Consider the following 19055-nt stretch of genomic DNA (forward strand, 5'->3'; position numbering starts at 1 on the left):
GCTGGAATAAACAACAGTGGCCGCTTCGCGCCCAAAAGGGGGCAAGCCCCCTCGCCACAGGGATTGTGTCTGGTGTTAGAAAAGGCGGGCGAGCAGCGCGGTCACGGCGGTTTCGACGCGCAGGATGCGTTCGCCCAGTTGCACCGGTTGCAGGCCGGATTTGCCCAGCAGGTCGATTTCGTAGGGAATCCAGCCACCCTCCGGGCCGATGGCCAGGGTTACCGGTTCGCTCAAGGCGCGGGGGCAGGGCGGATAGTTGCCGGGATGCCCGACGAGGCCGAGGGTGCCGTCGGTGATCGCCGGCAGACGATCTTCGACAAAGGGCTTGAAGCGCTTCTCGATGACGACTTCCGGCAGCACGCTGTCCCGAGCCTGTTCAAGACCGAGGATCAATTGCTCGCGAATCGCTTCCGGCTCCAGGAACGGCGTCTGCCAGAAGCTCTTCTCGACGCGATAGCTGTTGACCAGCACCACCCGTGGCACACCCATGGCCGCCACGGTCTGGAACACCCTGCGCAGCATTTTGGGCCTTGGCAGGGCCAACACCAGGGTCAATGGCAGCTTGGCCGGAGGCGACTGGTCGAGGGTGACGCGCAATTCCGCTTCATCGGCGTCCAGGCGCAAGACTTCGGCCGAACCCATCAGCCCGCCGATCCGCCCGACACGCATGCTGTCACCCACTTCGCAGCGGTGGACTTCCTGCATGTGGGTCAAGCGGCGATCGCGCAGGACCACTCGGTCGGCCGCAATGAAGTCGGCATCGATGAGGAGCAGCAGGTTCACGCTTGGGTCGCTGGCGGCTGGTCGTTGTGATCGTCAGCCGGTTCATCTTGCGGATGGTCGCTGCGCTTGCTGATCAGGCTGCCAAACAAAATGCCGATCTCGAACAACATCCACATCGGCACGGCCAGCAGGGTCTGCGAGAAGATGTCCGGCGGCGTCAGGATCATGCCGACCACGAAGCAGCCAATGACCACGTACGGGCGGATTTTCTTCAGGTATTTGACGTCGACCACGCCGATCCATACCAGCAGCACCACGGCCACCGGGATTTCGAACGCCACGCCGAAGGCGAAGAACAGCGTCATGACGAAGTCGAGGTAGCTGGTAATGTCGGTCATCATCTCCACGCCGGCCGGAGTGGCGGCGGCGAAGAACTTGAAGATCAGTGGGAACACCAGGTAGTAGGCGAACGCCATGCCGGCATAGAACAGCACGATGCTCGACATCAGCAACGGCACGGCAATGCGTTTTTCATGCTTGTACAGGCCGGGGGCGATGAAACCCCAGATCTGGTGCAGGATCACCGGGATGGCCAGGAACAGCGAGACCATCATCGTCAGTTTCAGCGGCGTCAGGAACGGCGACGATACGTCGGTGGCAATCATCGTCGCGCCGGCTGGCAGGTAGGCGCGCAGCGGCGTGGAGACGAAGGTGTAGATCTGCTGGGTGAACGCAAACAGGCCGGCGAAGATGATGAAGATCGCCGCTACGCAGCGCAGCAGTCGGGTACGCAACTCGGTGAGGTGCGAAACCAGCGGCATGTGCTGGTCGTTTTCTGGGAGATCGCTCATGAGGCTCGCGGAGGCAAAGTGGTGTCGTGAGAAGCCGGCGTTGTCGGCGCGGCGGCAGGAACAACCGGTACAGCTTCAGCAGGAGCAGCGACGGGAGCCACGGTTTCAACCGCAGTCGCTGTCATGACCGGCGCAGGTTCCACGGCCGCAACGACCGGTGCAGGCGTAGTCGCGGCAGGCGGTTGAATCGCCTGCTCACCCACGTGTTCCACCGGCGTCGGTTCCTGCTGGACGGGATTGAAGATCTTCCGCGCCTCCTGCTCAAGCGACAGGATGTGCTCGTTGTGCAGTTGCCGACGAATCTCGTCGGCACCGATTTCACGTTCAACTTCCTGTTTGATCGCGTTGAAGCTGCGCTTCAGGCGTCCGACCCAGAGGCCGGCCGTGCGCGCAGCGCCCGGCAGGCGCTCGGGGCCCAGCACCAGCAGGGCAACGAGGCCGACGAGCAGCAGTTCAGAGAAGCTGATACCAAACATAAGTCAGTACTCACACGTCTTTGCGGATCGGCTCTTCGACTTTCTGTGCCTGCACATCGATGGTGTGCGGCGGGTTCACAGAGGCCTGGGGCTGTACCGGCGGAACCGGTTGGGCCGGGGTCGCCGTCGGATCGGCCGGTTTTTCGTCGTCGTTCATGGCTTTCTTGAAGCCCTTGATCGATTCGCCGACATCGGTGCCGAGGTTTTTCAGTTTCTTGGTGCCGAACACCAGTACCACGACAACCAGGATGACGATCCAGTGTTTCCAGTCAAAAATGCCCATGCTGCTGCTCCTCTCTAATAGTTATTCAGGCGGACGGGCGCGAGGCTTTCTCGGCGTGTCCGGAGAGACCGAAACGACGGTCCAGTTCATCGAGTACAGCCTGTGGATGCTGCCCCAATTGGGCGAGCATGACCATGCTGTGGAACCACAAATCGGCGGTTTCGTAGATCACATCGCTGCAGTCGCCGCTGACGGCGGCGTCCTTGGCGGCAATGATGGTCTCGACCGACTCTTCGCCGACTTTTTCCAGAATCTTGTTCAAGCCCTTGTGGTACAGGCTGGCGACATACGAGCTGTCGGCAGCGGCGCCTTTGCGCGCTTCCAGCACCTCGGCCAGACGGGTCAGAGTGTCACTCATGTTTGTGTCCTGCGGAATAGATGGCGTGCGGATCTTTCAAAACCGGGTCGACGGTCGTCCAGTCGCCGTTCTCGTAAACGCGGTAGAAGCAGCTCTGGCGGCCGGTATGGCAGGCGATGTCGCCGATCTGCTCGACCATCAGGATGATGACGTCGGCGTCACAGTCCAGGCGCATCTCGTGCAGGGTCTGCACGTGGCCGGACTCCTCGCCCTTGCGCCACAGCTTGCCACGCGAACGCGACCAGTAGATGGCGCGGTTCTCGGCAGCGGTCAGTTGCAGTGCTTCGCGGTTCATCCAGGCCATCATCAGGACGCGCCCGGTCTTGTGATCCTGGGCAATCGCCGGCACCAGGCCGTCAGCGTCCCACTTGATCTCGTCCAGCCAGTTTTTCATCTTCGACTCCGACAACGGGCTCCACACTTCATGAGTAGCGCCCCGCGTTGAAACAGTGTGCCAGTGGTTCACACAACTGGCTATCGGCGAACGACCAGATACAAACCGACGGCCATCATGATCCCGGCCGGCCAGTAAGCGAACGGGTTGAGCGGCCCGCCCGCGGCCAGGATCGCGCCCCCGGCCAGATGGGCCGTACCGAGCAAGCGCAGGAACCATTCGTCCCGACGGCGATGCCACGGTGGCGGTGGGTCGTAGGCGTGGGGTTGGGACATGCGTTCGAGCAGGTCGCGGGCCATGTTGGCCAGGTGCGGGATCTGTTCGAACTGGCTCTGCACATTGCCCAGCAAGGCCTTGGGGCTGACCCGCTCGCGCATCCAGCGTTCGAGGAACGGCTGCGCGGTGTTCCACAGGTCGAGGTCCGGGTACAACTGGCGGCCCAGGCCTTCGATGTTCAGCAGGGTTTTTTGCAGCAGGACCAACTGGGGCTGCACTTCCATGTTGAAGCGGCGAGCGGTCTGGAACAGGCGCATCAGCACCTGGCCGAAGGAAATATCCTTTAACGGTTTTTCGAAGATCGGCTCGCACACGGTACGGATCGCCGCTTCGAATTCGTTGAGTTTGGTTTCCGCCGGCACCCAGCCTGAATCGATGTGCAACTGCGCCACGCGCCGGTAGTCGCGCTTGAAGAAGGCGAACAGGTTGCGCGCCAGGTAATCCTGGTCCTCGGGCGTGAGGCTACCGACGATACCGCAGTCGATGGCGATGTACTGCGGGCTCCACGGATTCACCGTGCTGACGAAAATGTTGCCCGGGTGCATGTCAGCGTGGAAGAAGCTGTCGCGGAAGACCTGGGTGAAGAGGATTTCCACGCCGCGCTCGGCGAGCATCTTCATGTCGGTGCGCTGGTCGGCCAGGGTCGCCAGGTCCGTGACCTGGATGCCGTAGATGCGCTCCATCACCAGCACTTTCGGCCGGCACCAGTCCCAATAGACTTGCGGTACATACAGCAGCGGCGAGCCTTCGAAGTTGCGCTTCAACTGGCTGGCGTTGGCCGCCTCGCGCAGCAGGTCGAGTTCGTCGTAGATGGTTTTTTCGTAGTCGCTGACCACATCCACCGGGTGCAGCAGGCGCGCATCGGCCGAGAGTTTTTCTGCAGCGCGGGCAAGGATGAACAGCCACGCCAGGTCCTGGGCGATGATCGGCTTGAGGCCTGGGCGGATCACCTTGACCACCACTTCTTCACCGGTTTTCAGTTGCGCGGCATGCACCTGCGCGACCGAGGCCGAGGCCAGCGGTTCGACATCGAAACGGCTGAACACGTCGCTGATCTTCTTGCCCAGCTGTTCTTCGATCAGCTTGACCGACAACTGCGAATCGAACGGCGGAACGCGGTCCTGCAACTTCATCAGCTCATCGGCGATGTCTTCAGGCAGCAGGTCGCGGCGGGTCGAGAGAATCTGCCCGAACTTGATGAAGATCGGCCCCAGGTCCTGCAAGGCCAGACGCAGACGCGCACCACGGCTCAGGTCCAGCGGCTTGCGCGGCAACCAGCGCCACGGCAGCACATAGCGCAGCGCCAGGAGAAACCAGGGCAGCGGCAGATCGAACAGCAGGTCATCGAGGCGGTAGCGGATCACGACGCGCTGGATGCGCAACAAACGGCGGACGGCAAGCAGCTTCATGCGTTATCGCTTGGGTCGAGGGATCGGGAAAGGCGCTCGAAACGCGCCTCGAGGCGTTCCAGATCAAGTTTGATCCGGTCCAGTTCACTGAATCGTGCTTCGGCTTCGCGCTGACCGACGAGGGTGCGCGATTCTTCGGCCAGGTATTCGCCCAGGTTCTGGCCCAGGCTGGCGAAACCTTGCTGATACCAGCGGGCGCGGCTGCGCAGGTGGCCGCCGACCAGTTGTGTGGCAACGGGGCCGAGCACGCGCGCGAGTTCGTACTCCCAGTCGAGCTCCAGGTCCTGGAGGATCGCCGCCAGCTCCAGCAGCACGCCGCTGTCGCCATCGAGTTCGACTTCCGGGGCGTGCAGCACCGCGGTCTTGTCTTTGCTCACGGCCAGTTTGATCAGGCTCGAGGCCGGCGCACGCAGGGTGCAGTCGACAGCGGTTTCCCAATGCGAGGCCAGCATCAAGCCTTCGTCGCTCGGCAGAATGAACAGTTGCAGCGCCGGGCTGCGGCAGTCGACGGCAATCACCTTGCCGGTCAAATGCGCCAGCCGCGGCAGCGCCGTGCTGTCGAGGCGCAGCACCCGGTTCAGGCCGAGTTCAACGCTGGCGAGCAGGCCGGCGAGCAACATCAGGGCTTGATGCCGCGGTGCAGGGCAACGATGCCTGCGGTCATGTTGTGATAGGTCACGCGGTCGAACCCGGCCTCGACCATCATCGACTTCAGGGTTTCCTGGTTCGGGTGCATGCGGATCGATTCGGCCAGGTAGCGATAGCTTTCCGAGTCGTTGGTGATCAGCTTGCCCATCAGCGGCATGAAGGCGAACGAATAAGCGTCGTAGGCCTTGGACATCAGCGCGTTGGTCGGCTTGGAGAATTCCAGCACCAACAGGCGGCCGCCTGGCTTGAGCACACGGAGCATCGAGCGCAGGGCGTCTTCCTTGTGGGTCACATTGCGCAGGCCGAAGGCGATGGTCACGCAGTCGAAATGGTTGTCCGGGAACGGCAGTTTTTCTGCATCGGCCTGAACGAATTCGACGTTGCCAGCCACACCGAGGTCCAGCAGGCGGTCACGGCCGACCTTGAGCATGGATTCGTTGATGTCGGCCAAGACAACCTGGCCGGTCGGGCCGACCAGGTGCGAGAACTTCTTGGTCAGGTCGCCCGTGCCGCCAGCGATGTCGAGCACGCGGTTGCCGCTGCGCACGCCCGACAGTTCGATTGCGAAACGCTTCCATAAACGGTGCATGCCGCCCGACAAAAGGTCGTTCATCAGGTCGTACTTGGCGGCTACCGAGTGGAAAACCTCAGCGACTTTTTCCGCTTTCTGGCTTTCCGGAACGTTTTTGAAGCCGAAGTGAGTGGTGGGTTCGGCATCGCTGCCTTTGCGCTGATCAGTCATATCGCTGTCACCAAAAGAGAATGCGCGACATTCTAATCCCCAAGCCATGCTTTGTCTTGGCAAGGCTGAAGGTAAGATGGGCAACCATCGGGACGTTTTGACGCAGCAGCGGTCAAGATGCCTCGGGAAAGCATCCATAAAGCAGGAGTCATTCGATGGCCCATATTAGTGTTGAACGTGCCCATGGCCTGGGCAAGGAAGCGGCTCGCGAGAAGGCCGACAAACTGGCGCAGAAACTGTCCGACCAGTATGGCCTGGAGCCGCAATGGTCCGGCGACACCCTGAACCTCAAGCGCTCGGGCGTGAAGGGCGCGGTGCATGTCAGTGAAGATTCGATCAAGGTCGACGTGGAGCTGGGCCTGATGATGTCGGCCATGAGCGGCATGATCAAAGCGGAAATCGAAAAGGCCCTCGATAAAGTGCTGGTCTGATCCCGACTTCGCGCCGAACCGATACCTCTGTAGGAGCGGGCTTGCCCGCGAAGGCGGTAGTTCAGCCACAGACAATATGGTGGATGTACCGGCCCCTTCGCGGGCAAGCCCGCTCCTACAGTTTTTGATGTGGTGTGACCAAAGGTTTATGTCAGTTGTTAGGGTGCCGTTTCTAATTTTTCTCCCTACTTTGTGCCCAAGCCCGACACTTCTTGCGGGCAGTTCCTCAAACCTTCTGCGCGTGAGGTGCACCATGGCCAAAGTTATTCTGAAGAAAAAAATCGACGCATCGACCTCTGCTCTTGGCGACGTCAAAACCTACGCCCGCAAGATCTGGCTGGCAGGCCTGGGTGCCTACACCAAGGTCGGCCAAGAGGGTAGCGAGTACTTTCAAGAGCTGATCAAGGCTGGTCAAGTTGTTGAAAAAAATGGCAAAAAAGTAGTCGCTGAGAAACTCGAAGCGGCGAATGCCGAAATCGATGAAGCCAAGACTGAAGTGAGCACTTTCAAAGGTCGCGTCGAAGTTCAACTCGACAAGGTCGAGAAGGCGTTCGACACGCGTGTCGCAAGTGCCTTGAATCGTATCGGCATTCCGTCTAAACATGACGTTGAGACACTCTCTGCTAAGCTCGATGAGCTGACGGCATTGCTCGAACGTGTCGCGCGTAAATCTTAAGGAGAACGGGATGGCTGGCAAAAAGAATACTGACAAAGAAGGCAGCTCGTGGATCGGGAAAGTCGAAGACTACTCCCGCAAAATCTGGCTGGCTGGCTTGGGCGTGTACTCGAAGATCGACACTGACGGCAGCAAGCTCTTCGATACATTGGTTAAGGACGGCGAGAAAGCCGAGAAGCTCGCCAAGAGCGCTGTTGGCAACAAGGTTGACGACGTCAAGGATTCCGCTTCTTCGGCCAAGTCGCGCATCAGCGGCGTGAAAGACCGTGCGCTGGGCAAGTGGGATGAACTCGAAGGTGCTTTCGACAAGCGCCTGAACAGCGCCATTTCGCGCCTGGGCGTTCCGAGCCGCAACGAAGTCAAGGCGTTGCACAGCAAGGTCGATACCCTGACCAAGCAAATCGAAAAGCTGACCGGTGCCAAGGTTGCGCCTGTTGCGGCGAAAACCGCAGCCGCCAAACCTGCTGCCAAAACGGCCGCGGCCAAACCAGCGGCGAAAACCGCTGCCAAGCCATTGGTAAAAGCAGCGGCCAAGCCTGCTGCTAAAACCGCTGCGGCAAAACCTGCAGCCGCCAAGCCAGCGGCCAAACCGGTTGCAGCGAAAGCCGCCGCCAAGCCAGCCGCTAAACCGGCTGCCAAACCAGCAGCGGCCAAGCCTGCGGCTAAAACGGCTGCAGCCAAACCTGCCGCCGCCAAGCCAGCCGCCGCGAAAAAACCTGCTGTGAAGAAGCCGGCCGCTCCAAAAGCCGCCGCGCCGAAACCCGCAGTAGCGGCTGCAAAGCCAGCGACACCGGCAGCCCCGGTCAGCGCATCGAACTCCGCGACCGCGCCTACCCCTGCCGTGACCCCGACTGCCGCGCCAGCTCCATCGACGCCAACCAGTCAGTCCTGATTTTCAGGGCTCAAGAAAACGCCCGGCCTGTGAAGGTCGGGCGTTTTTGTTTGCACAGAATTTGATGGCCGTCTCTGTAGGCGCGAGCTTGCTCGCGAAAAAGGTACATCCGACACTAATCAGCGCCTGCAATACCATCGCGAGCAAGCTCGCTACTACAGGGGTATCGGTGGCCAGGGTTATTCGTGGTCTTGCAGATACTCCATCGCCATTTGTTCGGTCGCCGCCTTCATCGACGGCAGCAAGTGCGGCGCCACCAGCATCATGATCTGGTAAACCACCAGCCGCACTTCGCCCTGACGATCCAGGATTCGCTGGTAGTCCAGCGAGAACAGCAAGGTCATGGTGATCTGCTCCACCAGCTGGCCCAACGCCTGGGTCTCGCTGACCAACAGCCCTTGCGCCTGCAATCTCGCCAGCAGCGACGCCAGGGTGCGCTTGAGGGCATTGAGCAGGTTGCGAATGCCCTTGGCCAGTTTCGGCAGGCGCCCGGCGAGGTTCGACAGGTCCTGGAACAGGAACCGGTAATGGGACAGGCGTTCGACGATCAGGTGCAGGAACAGCCAGTAATCCTCCGGTGCCAGTTCGACATCGGCCGGTGGATCGAGCAAGGGTGCCAGTTCACCCTGGAAGCGCTCGAACAGCCCGAGGATCAGCGGTTCCTTGCCGTGGAAGTGGTAGTAGAGGTTGCCCGGGCTGATGCCCATTTCGTTGGCAACTTCCATGGTGGAGACATTCGGTTCGCCCTTCTGGTTGAACAACTGCAGGGCACATTCGAGGATCCGGTCGCGGGTTTTCATCCAGTCTTCTTATTGATCGGGTCTTGCCACGGCCATCATTGGCCGCGGCGCGTTGAACGTCAGCGCACGCGCACGTAAGTACCGGGTGCTGCCTCCATCGGTGGGTAGTTCTGGTTGCCTAGCGCCATGTGGGTTTCTTTCAATGTTCCGGAACGCTCCTGAATCCAGCCCAGCCATTGGGTCCACCAACTGCCATCGACATGCTGGGCGTCGTAGTACCAGGCGCGCGGATCGCTGCTCAGTTTGCGGTTCTCGACGTAGTTGGCTTTCGGATTGCCCGGCGGGTTGAGGATGCTTTGCACATGGCCGCTGTTGGACAACACGAAGCGTCGTTCGCCACCGAGCAGCAGCGTCGAGCGATACACCGCGTCCCACGGCGTGATGTGGTCGTTGATGCCGGCGACGCTGAAGCTGTCGACGGTGACTTTCTGCAAATCGATCGGCGTGCCACACACTTCCAGCCCACCCGGATGGGTCAGCGGGTTGTGCTTGAAGAAATCCAGCAGGTCGCCATGAAACGCGGCGGGCAGGCGCGTGCTGTCGTTGTTCCAGTAGAGGATGTCGAACGCCGGTGGCTCTTTGCCCAACAGGTAGTTGTTGACGAAGTAGCTCCAGATCAGATCGTTGGGGCGCATCCAGGCGAAGATCTTGGCCATGTCGCGACCATCAAGGACACCGCGCTGGTAAGAGCGGCGCTTGGCGGCTTCAAGGGTCTGTTCATCGGCGAACAGCGTGGCCGGGCTGTCCATTTGGCTGTCGAGCAAACTCACCAGATAGGTCGCACTCGAGACCCGCCGCAACTGCCGCTTGGCCTGCAGATGACCCTGCAACGCGGCAATGGTCAGGCCGCCGGCGCAGGCGCCCATCAGGTTGACCTCACGTGCACCGGTGATCGCCCGGCAGACATTCATGGCTTCTTCCACCGCTTCGACGTAGGTCGACAGCCCCCATTCGCGGTGGCGGACGTCGGGGTTGCGCCAGCTGATCACGAAGGTTTGCAGGTTGTTCTTCAGGGCGTACTGGACAAAGCTGTTGTGCGGGCTCAGGTCGAAAATGTAGAACTTGTTGATCTGTGGCGGCACCACCAGCAGCGGCTTGGAATACTGCTTTTCGCTCATCGGCTTGTACTGGATCAGCTCCAGCAGCTCGTTGCGAAACACCACCGCACCGGTGGTGGTGGCGACGGTCTTGCCGACTTCGAACGCTTGCTTGGTGACCTGCCTGGGCAGGCCGTCGTTGTGCAGTAAATCGTCCACCAGATGGCCGATGCCGCGCACCAGGCTGTTGCCGCCGGAGTTGAACAGCTCCTTGACCGCCAGTGGATTGAGCAGGCTGTTGGAGGGCGAAACGGCGTCGTTGAGCAAGGTGAACGCGAAGTGGGCGCGGGCACGGTCGTCCGGGCTCATGCCGCTCTCGTCGATCCAGCTCTTGACCTGTTTCTGCCAGCTCAGATAGGCCTGCAGGCTACGGCGATAAAACGGGTTGAGGCTCCACGCCGGGTCGGCGAAACGTGCGTCCTGCGGGTTGGTCGGGTGCAGGGTTTCCCCCAGCAATACGCGGCCAAGCTGACCGCCAAGCTTGAGTGCGTGTCGGGCGCTGTGCACCGGGTTGCGCAAGCCATGGGCGGCCACACTGCGCAGGGTCGACAGCAGATCCCGACCACGCAGGCCAGTGATCGCACTCTGTGCATTGATGAACGCGGCGGGAGTCGGTAAGGAGTCCCTCGCTGGTTTCTCGCGCATGATTGAACACTCCTTCGTCGCAGGCCAAAAACAAACACACCGAACCAGAACACCATAGACGCTGTAGCAGGTTGTTGCGCGGCGTGGCTTCCCGCCGATCGCTGGCGCAGCGCTTTAGCCGCCCAATGGCGCCGGACGCGGATGCATTACCGCGCGCTGGCGCTCCTCTTCCAGGAATTTCATGATGATCGGGGCCACGGCTTCGGCGCGGGTAATCAGGAACAGATGCCCGTCGTCGATAATGTGCAACTGGGCGTTGGGAATCCGCCAGGCCAGCACACGCATGTTGATCAGCGGGATCAGCGGATCGTCGTCGCCGGCCAGCACCAGGGTCGGCTGGCGGATTTTGTGCAGCCAGTGAATGCTGGTCCAGCCGAGGCCGGCGAACAGTTGCCAGTAGTAACCGAGCTTGCCCGCCGAACGGACTTTTGCCGCGTGGCTGGCGGCCAGCGTCGGGTCGCGACGGAACGAGCCGCCGTAGATCATCGGCGCAATGCGGATCACGTGGGACGGCTGGATGTAGCGCCGCGGGCTGGCCATCATCCACAGCACCTTGGGCTTGCCCGGCACCATCACCGCGCCGGCAGCTGTCGCGGCCAGCACCAGTTTCTTGCAACGCTCCGGGTAGTCGTAGGCGAACTGCTGGGCCAGGGCGCCGCCCCAGGACACGCCGATGACATTGACCTGCCCGTAGTCGAGATAATCGAGCATGCGCGCCGTGAGCTTCGCCAGGCCCGGGAAACGATACGGCCGGTTGGGCGTCGACGAGCCGCCGACACCGGGCACGTCGAAGGCGATGACTTCCAGGTCCGGGTCCAGCGCCGCGACGAACGGAAACACCAGCTCCAGGTTGGCGCCGATGCCGTTGAAAATCAGCAGGGGCGTCAAGTGAGGCTTGCCGGGGCGTACCGCCGTGCGGAGGGTCTGGCCATCCAGGTCGACGGTACGGAATATGAACGGTTGCGGCATGCTTCTGGCCCTGTGGGTGGATCTTGGTTCCTGACACGCATTCTGTAGGAGCCGGCTTGCTGGCGATGCGGTCACCTCGGTTTGCCAGTCTCACCGTGGTGATGCGTTCGCCAGCAAGCCGGCTCCTACAGGTCTGCGGGTCTAGCGCTCGTGTACATAAGTGCCCGGTGCGGCTTCACCCGCCGGGTAGGCCTTGTTGCCCAGTTTCAGTGGCGCTTTTTTCAGGTTGCCCGAACGCTCGGCTTGCCATGCCTGCCAGTGCAGCCACCAGGAATCGGCGTGCTTGGTCGACTCTTCCTGCCAGTCATCGGGGTTGGCCGGCATTTCGGTGCTGGTCATGTAGCGCGATTTCGGGTTGCCCGGCGGGTTCAGGATGCTCTGGATGTGCCCGCTGCTGGACAGCACGAACTCGACGTTGCCGCCGAACAATTGCGCCGACTTGTAGCACGAGCGCCACGGCGTGATGTGGTCGCTGGTACCGGCCAGGGAGAAGATATCGACCGTGACTTTCTTCAGGTCGATCGGCGTGCCGCACACTTCCAGTGCATCGGCACGGGTCAATGGGTTGCTTTTGAACATTTCGATCAGGTCGCCATGGAACGCCGCGGGCAACCGCGTGGTGTCGTTGTTCCAGAACAGGATGTCGAAGACCGGCGGCTCGTTGCCCAACAGGTAGTTGTTGACCCAGTAGTTCCAGATCAGGTCGTTGGGGCGCATCCAGGCGAACACCTTGGCCATGTCGCGGCCTTCCAGCACGCCGGCCTGGTAGGACTGGCGCTTGGCGGACTCGAGGGTTTGCTCGTCGACGAACAACGCCACGTCGCTGTCCAGGGTGGTGTCGAGCACGCTGACCAACAGGGTCAGGGCGTTGACCTTGTTCTCGCCGATTGCTGCGTAGTGGCCCAGCAACGCGGTGCAGGTGATGCCGCCGGAGCAGGCGCCGAGCATATTCACGTCTTTGCTGCCGGTGATCGCGGTGATCACGTCAACCGCTTCCTTGAGCGCTTCGATGTAGGTCGACAGACCCCACTCGCGTTGCGCCTTGGTCGGGTTGCGCCAGCTGACGATGAAGGTCTGCACGTTGTTGCGCAGGCAGAACCGCGCCAGGCTTTTTTCCGGGCTCAGGTCGAAGACGTAGAATTTGTTGATCTGGGGCGGCACCACCAGCAGCGGGCGCTCGTGCACTTGCTCGGTGATCGGCTTGTACTGGATCAGCTCCAGCACGTCGTTGCGAAAGATCACCGCGCCCTCGGTCACGCCCAGGGTCTTGCCGACTTCGAAGGCGCCCATGTTGACCTGGCTCGGCATGCCGCCGTTGTGCACCAGGTCCTTGGCCAAGTGCGAGAGGCCATCGAGCAAGCTCTTGCCACCGGTTTCGAAGAAGCGCTTGACCGCCGCGGGGTTAGCCGCCGTGTTGGTCGGGGCGAAGGCCTCGGTCATGAGGTTGATCACGAAGTGCCCACGGCTGACGTCCTTGGCCGGCAGGTTACTGTCATCGATCCAGTCGTGGAGTTCCTTGCGCCACGCCAGGTAGGTTTGCAGATAACGTTTGTAGAGCGGGTTCTGGCTCCAGGCCGGATCCGCGAAGCGACGGTCATCGCTGCCCGGTAGCAACGCGGATTTGCCGAGCAGCACGTTCTTGAGTTCAAGGCCGAAATGCGCGACATGCCTGGCGCTGTGAATCGGTTGCTTGATGGCCTGCCTGAGCACCATTCGAGCTGAAGCCAGTAGATCCTTTCCACGCAGTCCAACGACAGGATTCAGCCCCAAGGTGTTTTCCGAGGCCTGATACTTCAAGTCATCGTTATTCTTGTTACTCATCTACGACGCTCCATTGTCCTGAGACGAGTACCGGGTCCTGCTGTGTAGTCACACAGCCCATGCCAGGTACTGCTGCTCGGGGTGACCGTTAATACTGCATCGCTGCTTTTTCATGGCAGAGAGCACTGCAGGGAACTTGCCAGTTCCATTGGTTACCCGAGTTTAATTTTTTTCGCAAGCAGGCCAATTGGCGGCCCTGGAGCGGAGCATTCAAACAGATGAAATTAGAAAATGCCCTCTAAAGAGCAAGAGGCTCAGGCTAGAGCATCAGCTTGACGACGGACTGGTTCGGGTCGCGGGTTTTTCCGGCGGCTTTCAGTTCGGCCAGATAGTCTTCCCAAAGTGCGTCATAACGTCGCGCCAGCTCGTAGAGGTATTCCCAGGTGAACAGGCCGCTGTCGTGACCGTCATCGAAGGTCAGTTTCAGTGCGTACTGACCGGCCGGTTCTACCTTGGTCAGGCCGACGTTGATCTTGCCGAATTGCAGGATGGGTTTGCCGTGGCCCTGGACCTCGGCGGAAGGCGAGTGCACGCGCAAGAACTCGGCGGGCAGGGTGTATTCCTCACCGGACGCGTATTTGAGCGACAGGGTTTTCGAGGCTTTGTGGAGTTTGATGTCGGTGGGGAGTTGGGTCATGGCCTGAAGTCCGTTTGTGTGGAACGGTTGCGACCCTTTGTAGGCGCTGGCTTGCCAGCGAAGGCGATCGAGAGGGCGCCTTCGCCGGCAAGCCGGCTCCTACACAGGTCTCACATGACTACAGGATATAACGGGACAGGTCTTCGTTCTGCGCCAATTCGCCCAGGTGGCTGTTGACGTAGTCGGCGTCGATCTGGATCACCTTGTCGTCATGGGCGCTGGCCAGGTCGCCAGCACTGAACGATACCTCTTCGAGCAGGCGCTCGAGCAGGGTGTGCAGTCGACGGGCACCGATGTTCTCGGTCTTCTCGTTGACCTGCCAGGCGATCTCGGCGATGCGCTTGATGCCGCTTGGCAGGAACTCGATGCCCAGGCCTTCGGTTTTCAGCAGCGCGCAATATTGCTCGGTGAGCGAGGCATGCGGTTCGCTGAGGATGCGTTCGAAGTCTTCCGGCGACAGGGCCTTGAGTTCGACCCGGATCGGCAGGCGGCCTTGCAGCTCGGGCACCAGGTCGCTTGGCTTGCTCAGGTGGAACGCACCGGACGCAATGAACAGGATGTGGTCGGTCTTGACCATGCCCAGCTTGGTGTTGACGGTGCAGCCTTCGATCAGCGGCAGCAGGTCGCGCTGTACGCCTTCGCGAGACACGTCGACGCCGCCGGAGTTGCCGCGCTTGGCGACCTTGTCGATTTCGTCGATGAACACGATGCCGTGCTGCTCGACCGCTTCAAGGGCCTTGGCCTTCAACTCTTCATCGTTGACCAGGCGGCTGGCTTCTTCGTCGCGCACCATCTTCAGCGCTTCTTTGACCTTGAGCTTGCGCGCTTTCTTCTTGCCCTTGCCCATGTTGGCAAACAGGCTTTGCAGCTGGTTGGTCATTTCTTCCATGCCCGGTGGCGCGGAGATGTCGACACCGGCCGTTTCGGCGACTTCGATTTCGATCTCCTTGTCATCCAGTTGGCCTTCACGCAGGCGCTTGCGGAACAACTGGCGGGTGTTGGAATCGGCGGTCGGAGCGTCATCGCTGCTGAAGCCCATGCGTGCCGGTGGCAGCAGCGCGTCGAGGATGCGCTCTTCAGCGGCGTCTTCGGCACGGTGGCGAACCTTGACGATTTCCTGCTCGCGCAACAGCTTGATCGCGGCGTCGGCCAGGTCGCGAATGATCGACTCAACGTCGCGGCCGACATAGCCGACTTCGGTGAACTTGGTCGCTTCGACCTTGATGAACGGCGCGTTGGCCAGCTTGGCCAGGCGACGGGCGATCTCGGTCTTGCCGACACCGGTCGGGCCGATCATCAGGATGTTCTTGGGGGTGACTTCAACGCGCAGCTCTTCAGGCAGCTGCATGCGGCGCCAGCGGTTGCGCAAGGCAATGGCGACGGCGCGCTTGGCATCGTCCTGGCCGATGATGTGGCGATTGAGTTCGTGGACGATTTCGCGGGGAGTCATGGACATAATATTCAGTGGACCTCAAGCAAGAATGAGCCGTGGTGCGATGGGCTGCACGGGCTTACTCGGCGCAGTCCTGCTCCTCAATGGTCTGGGTGTGGTTGGTGAATACGCAGATGTCGCCGGCGATGCCGAGGGCGGTTTCGACGATCTCGCGGGCCGACAGGTCGGTCTTTTTCAGCAGCGCGCTGGCAGCGGCTTGCGCGTAGGCGCCACCGGAGCCCATGGCGATCAGGCCGTCTTCGGGTTCAACCACATCGCCGTTACCGGTGATGATCAGGGAAGCGTCTTTGTTGGCGACCGCGAGCATGGCTTCGAGGCGGCTCAGGGAGCGGTCGGTACGCCATTCTTTGGCGAGTTCGACGGCGGCGCGCACCAGGTGGCCCTGATGCTTTTCAAGCTGACCTTCGAATCGTTCGAAAAGGGTAAAGGCGTCAGCGGTGGCACCGGCAAAACCGGCGATGACCTGGCCGTGGTACAGGCGACGCACTTTTTTCGCGTTGCCTTTCATCACGGTATTGCCGAGGGAAACCTGGCCGTCGCCGCCCATGACGACTTTGCCGTGGCGGCGAACTGAAACGATGGTGGTCAAGGGAAGAGTCTCCACGCAGCGGGGCGAAAATGCCTTATGCCCATTCATATGGGGGTGGTGGAGTGGATTTCAACTGTGGGGGGTGTTGAGGGACGAGCGGTTTGGCGCGGGGTGAAGGATGTATTGCCTGGAACGGCGCCTTCGCTGGCAAGCCAGCTCCTACAGGGTTTGTCGAATATTCTGTAGGAGCTGGCTTGCCAGCGAAGAACGATGACGCGGTGGTCCTGACGGGATCAGCGGCTCTGGCGTTGTTGTAACAGCAAGTTGCTAAAGCCTGCGCCGGCCAGTTGTTTCTGCGCCGTGGTCAGTTGTTCGCGGTTACTGAACGGACCGACCAGCACCCGATACCAGGTTTCATCCTTCACCGTGCCCGATTCAACCGCTACGGCCTGACCCAGCAGGATGATCTGCGCCCGAACCTTGTCCGCATCGGTCTCTTTGCGGAACGAGCCGGCCTGCAGGAAAAACTTGGTCACCGGCGCCGCCTTGACCGGCGGTGCTGGCGGCGGGGTGATCCCGGACAGGGCAGCCTGGGCGCGGGCCGTGTCGATCTTCGCCGCTTCGGCCGGGGTCACCGGCGTGGTCGGGATGGCCGGCACTTGCGGCGTCGGCAGGGTTTTCTCCGGCACGGCATCGGGCGGCACGATGACTTCCGATTCCGGCAGCAAGGTGTAGAAGTCGTACTTCGGCTTCACCGGCTGCGTCGGGCTCGGCGGGGTCTTGTTGGCCTCGGCGATCTTCGCGGCTTTCTGCTGTTGCTGTTCGACTTTCTCACGCTTGACCGTGTCGCTGCCCTTGCCCGGCTCCAGTTTCATCAGGAACACGATGAAGGCGCCGACCGTCAGGCCGATGGCCATCCATAGCCAGCCCGGGATCGGTTGCTTTGCAGGAGCTTGGTAACGGCTGGCGCCACGCTTGGGTGCAGGTTTTTTCTTGGCAGCCAACTTACATACGCTCCAGAGTTTCCAGGCCCAAGAGTTCCAGGCCTTGCTTGAGGGTGCGTCCGGTCAGCGCGGCGAGGCGCAGGCGGCTCTGCATTTGTGCCGGGGTGTCGGCGGCAAGGATCGGGCAGTTCTCGTAGAAGCTGGAGAACAGGCCGGCGACGTCGTACAGGTAGGTGCAGAGGATGTGCGGGGTGCCTTTTTCCGACACGTTATTCAGGATCTCGCCAAACTGCGCGAGCTTCGCGGCCAGTTCGTGTTCGTGCGCCGCTTCGAGGACGATCTGGCCGTCGACTTCGCTGAAGTCCTTGCCGAGCTTGCGGAACACACCGGCCACGCGGGTGTAGGCGTACAGCAGGTACGGCGCGGTGTTGCCTTCGAAGTTGAGCATCAGGTCGAAGTTGAAGCTGTAGTCGCTGGTGCGGTGCTTGGACAGGTCGGCGTATTTCACTGCACCGATGCCCACCACCTTGGCGATGTTGCGCAATTCGGTTTCGGCCAGCTCCGGGTTCTTGTCTTTCACCAGGGTGTAGGCGCGCTCCTGGGCTTCGGTCAGCAGGTCGACCAGCTTCACGGTGCCGCCATCGCGGGTCTTGAACGGACGGCCGTCAGCACCGTTCATGGTGCCGAAGCCCATGTGTTCCATTTCCATCGGATGGGTCACGAAACCTGCCTTGCGCGCCACGGCAAACACTTGCTGGAAGTGCAGGGCCTGGCGCTGGTCGACGAAGTACAGTGCGCGATCAGCCTTGAGCTTGCCGCTGCGATAGCGCACGGCCGCCAGGTCGGTGGTGGCGTAGAGGTAGCCGCCGTCCGCTTTGACGATGATTACCGGCAGCGGGTCGCCGTCGGCATTCTTGAACTCGTCGAGGAACACGCACTGGGCGCCGTTGCTCTCGACCAGCATGCCCGCGGCTTTCAAGTCGTTGACCACGTTGATCAGGTCGTCGTTGTAGGCGCTTTCGCCCATCACGTCGGCCATGGTCAGCTTGACGTTGAGCAGTTCGTAGATCTTCTGGCAATGGGACAGCGAGATGTCCTTGAACTTGGTCCACAGCGCCAGGCAGTCCGGATCGCCAGCCTGCAACTTGACCACCAGGCCACGGGCGCGGTCGGCGAACTCTTCGGACTCGTCGAAGCGCTGCTTGGCGGCGCGGTAGAAGTTCTCCAGGTCCGACAGCTCGTCGCTGGTGATCGGGTTTTCCTGCAAGTACGCCATCAACATGCCGAACTGGGTGCCCCAGTCGCCCACGTGGTTCTGGCGGATCACGGTGTCGCCGAGGAATTCGAGCACGCGGGCCACGCCGTCGCCGATGATGGTCGAGCGCAGGTGGCCGACGTGCATCTCTTTGGCCAGGTTCGGTGCCGACAGGTCAACCACGGTGCGCTGCACCGGGCCAGCCTTGCGCACGCCGATGTGGGCGTCGGCCAGGGCGGCGTCAAGGCGCGAGGCCAGGGCGTCGGTGTTCTGGAAGAAATTCAGGAAGCCAGGGCCGGCGATTTCGCACTTGGCGACGTTTTCGTCGGCCGGCAGTGCGGCGATGATTTTTTCCGCCAGGTCGCGTGGCTTCATGCCCGCCGGCTTGGCCAGCATCATGGCGATGTTGCTGGCGAAGTCGCCGTTTCTCTTGTCGCGGGAGTTCTCCACCTGGATCGCCGGCGACAGGCCTTCAGGCAACACACCTTCGTTGACGAGTTGGGTGATGGCTTGTTGGATCAGCTGGCGAATGGTGTCTTTCATGGTCTTCTCTTTCGACCGCAGGCGCGGCGGCGCTTCATGCGCTGGTGGAAAAACTGGGCATTATCCGTGGCGAAGCCGGGCTTGCCAACCTTAGCAGGCAGGAGGCGGATGTATGGTGACAATTAGGGCCTCTTCGCGAGCAAGCCCGCTCCCACAGGTTTTATGGTGGGCAAAAATTGGATGTCCACCACAAAACCATTGTG

The 19055-nt window shown here is 61.2% G+C and carries 21 protein-coding genes; 3 read left to right on the forward strand and 18 right to left on the reverse strand.

What is annotated here, in order from left to right; all coding sequences use genetic code 11:
• Positions 1-75 precede the first annotated feature (75 nt).
• The 9 genes from J1D76_RS12730 to ubiE all read right to left on the reverse strand — a co-directional run bounded on the left by J1D76_RS12730 (position 76) and on the right by ubiE (position 6160).
• The gene (locus J1D76_RS12730) at positions 76-783 is read right to left on the reverse strand and encodes a 16S rRNA (uracil(1498)-N(3))-methyltransferase (RefSeq protein WP_421138647.1); all 708 of its coding nucleotides are present in this window, start codon (positions 781-783) and stop codon (positions 76-78) included.
• Positions 780-1574 (reverse strand): twin-arginine translocase subunit TatC, encoded by a 795-nt coding sequence (gene tatC / locus J1D76_RS12735; protein ID WP_421138648.1) that lies wholly within the window; start codon positions 1572-1574, stop codon positions 780-782. The genes J1D76_RS12730 and tatC overlap by 4 nt, the downstream gene beginning before the upstream one ends.
• Complete coding sequence (gene tatB / locus J1D76_RS12740; protein WP_421138649.1) at positions 1571-2050, reverse strand: Sec-independent protein translocase protein TatB; 480 nt, start codon at positions 2048-2050, stop codon at positions 1571-1573. Before tatB ends, tatC begins: the two co-directional genes overlap by 4 nt.
• Before the next feature lie 10 nt (positions 2051-2060).
• Positions 2061-2333 (reverse strand): twin-arginine translocase TatA/TatE family subunit, encoded by a 273-nt coding sequence (locus tag J1D76_RS12745; protein WP_421138650.1) that lies wholly within the window; start codon positions 2331-2333, stop codon positions 2061-2063.
• Positions 2334-2358: 25 nt separating this feature from the next.
• Positions 2359-2691 (reverse strand): phosphoribosyl-ATP diphosphatase, encoded by a 333-nt coding sequence (locus J1D76_RS12750; RefSeq protein WP_085725457.1) that lies wholly within the window; start codon positions 2689-2691, stop codon positions 2359-2361.
• Positions 2684-3085 carry a phosphoribosyl-AMP cyclohydrolase gene (gene hisI, locus J1D76_RS12755; RefSeq protein WP_160390647.1) on the reverse strand — a complete coding sequence of 134 codons (402 nt, stop codon included), beginning with the start codon at positions 3083-3085 and terminating at the stop codon, positions 2684-2686. Before hisI ends, J1D76_RS12750 begins: the two co-directional genes overlap by 8 nt.
• Positions 3086-3165: 80 nt before the next feature.
• Complete coding sequence (gene ubiB, locus J1D76_RS12760) at positions 3166-4770, reverse strand: ubiquinone biosynthesis regulatory protein kinase UbiB (protein WP_421138651.1); 1605 nt, start codon at positions 4768-4770, stop codon at positions 3166-3168.
• A complete protein-coding gene (locus tag J1D76_RS12765) occupies positions 4767-5390 on the reverse strand; it encodes a ubiquinone biosynthesis accessory factor UbiJ (RefSeq protein WP_421138652.1) in 624 nt (207 codons plus the stop codon). Before J1D76_RS12765 ends, ubiB begins: the two co-directional genes overlap by 4 nt.
• The gene (ubiE, locus tag J1D76_RS12770) at positions 5390-6160 is read right to left on the reverse strand and encodes a bifunctional demethylmenaquinone methyltransferase/2-methoxy-6-polyprenyl-1,4-benzoquinol methylase UbiE (RefSeq protein ID WP_060542605.1); all 771 of its coding nucleotides are present in this window, start codon (positions 6158-6160) and stop codon (positions 5390-5392) included. The genes J1D76_RS12765 and ubiE overlap by 1 nt, the downstream gene beginning before the upstream one ends.
• Before the next feature lie 155 nt (positions 6161-6315).
• On the opposite strand from ubiE, the gene J1D76_RS12775 reads away from it, so the two are divergent.
• The 3 genes from J1D76_RS12775 to J1D76_RS12785 all read left to right on the forward strand — a co-directional run bounded on the left by J1D76_RS12775 (position 6316) and on the right by J1D76_RS12785 (position 8159).
• A complete protein-coding gene (locus J1D76_RS12775; RefSeq protein WP_421138653.1) occupies positions 6316-6591 on the forward strand; it encodes a polyhydroxyalkanoic acid system family protein in 276 nt (91 codons plus the stop codon).
• A gap of 253 nt (positions 6592-6844) precedes the next feature.
• A complete protein-coding gene (locus J1D76_RS12780) occupies positions 6845-7267 on the forward strand; it encodes a phasin family protein (protein ID WP_421138654.1) in 423 nt (140 codons plus the stop codon).
• Between the two features lie 10 nt (positions 7268-7277).
• The gene (locus J1D76_RS12785) at positions 7278-8159 is read left to right on the forward strand and encodes a phasin family protein (RefSeq protein WP_421138655.1); all 882 of its coding nucleotides are present in this window, start codon (positions 7278-7280) and stop codon (positions 8157-8159) included.
• A gap of 179 nt (positions 8160-8338) precedes the next feature.
• On the opposite strand, the gene J1D76_RS12790 is transcribed toward J1D76_RS12785, so the two are convergent.
• The 9 genes from J1D76_RS12790 to argS form a co-directional block, all read right to left on the reverse strand.
• Positions 8339-8959, reverse strand: coding sequence for a TetR/AcrR family transcriptional regulator (locus tag J1D76_RS12790; RefSeq protein WP_421138656.1), 621 nt, complete (start codon positions 8957-8959; stop codon positions 8339-8341).
• 59 nt (positions 8960-9018) lie between these two features.
• Positions 9019-10701 (reverse strand): class II poly(R)-hydroxyalkanoic acid synthase, encoded by a 1683-nt coding sequence (gene phaC / locus J1D76_RS12795; RefSeq protein ID WP_421138657.1) that lies wholly within the window; start codon positions 10699-10701, stop codon positions 9019-9021.
• 114 nt (positions 10702-10815) lie between these two features.
• Entirely contained in the window at positions 10816-11670 is an 855-nt protein-coding gene (phaZ, locus tag J1D76_RS12800; RefSeq protein WP_421138658.1) for a poly(3-hydroxyalkanoate) depolymerase, read from the reverse strand.
• Between the two features lie 141 nt (positions 11671-11811).
• Entirely contained in the window at positions 11812-13491 is a 1680-nt protein-coding gene (gene phaC, locus J1D76_RS12805; RefSeq protein ID WP_421138659.1) for a class II poly(R)-hydroxyalkanoic acid synthase, read from the reverse strand.
• 259 nt (positions 13492-13750) lie between these two features.
• A complete protein-coding gene (locus tag J1D76_RS12810) occupies positions 13751-14128 on the reverse strand; it encodes a gamma-butyrobetaine hydroxylase-like domain-containing protein (protein WP_421138660.1) in 378 nt (125 codons plus the stop codon).
• Positions 14129-14246: 118 nt separating this feature from the next.
• Complete coding sequence (gene hslU / locus J1D76_RS12815) at positions 14247-15584, reverse strand: HslU--HslV peptidase ATPase subunit (protein WP_421138661.1); 1338 nt, start codon at positions 15582-15584, stop codon at positions 14247-14249.
• Between the two features lie 55 nt (positions 15585-15639).
• Positions 15640-16170 (reverse strand): ATP-dependent protease subunit HslV, encoded by a 531-nt coding sequence (gene hslV, locus J1D76_RS12820; protein ID WP_007975582.1) that lies wholly within the window; start codon positions 16168-16170, stop codon positions 15640-15642.
• 233 nt (positions 16171-16403) lie between these two features.
• Positions 16404-17114 carry an SPOR domain-containing protein gene (locus J1D76_RS12825; RefSeq protein ID WP_421138662.1) on the reverse strand — a complete coding sequence of 237 codons (711 nt, stop codon included), beginning with the start codon at positions 17112-17114 and terminating at the stop codon, positions 16404-16406.
• A 1-nt stretch (position 17115) separates the two neighbouring features.
• Positions 17116-18852 carry an arginine--tRNA ligase gene (gene argS / locus J1D76_RS12830; protein ID WP_421138663.1) on the reverse strand — a complete coding sequence of 579 codons (1737 nt, stop codon included), beginning with the start codon at positions 18850-18852 and terminating at the stop codon, positions 17116-17118.
• Positions 18853-19055 lie beyond the last annotated feature (203 nt).

It is taken from the genome of Pseudomonas sp. NFX15, from assembly GCF_049132105.1.
Taxonomy (GTDB): Bacteria; Pseudomonadota; Gammaproteobacteria; order Pseudomonadales; family Pseudomonadaceae; genus Aquipseudomonas.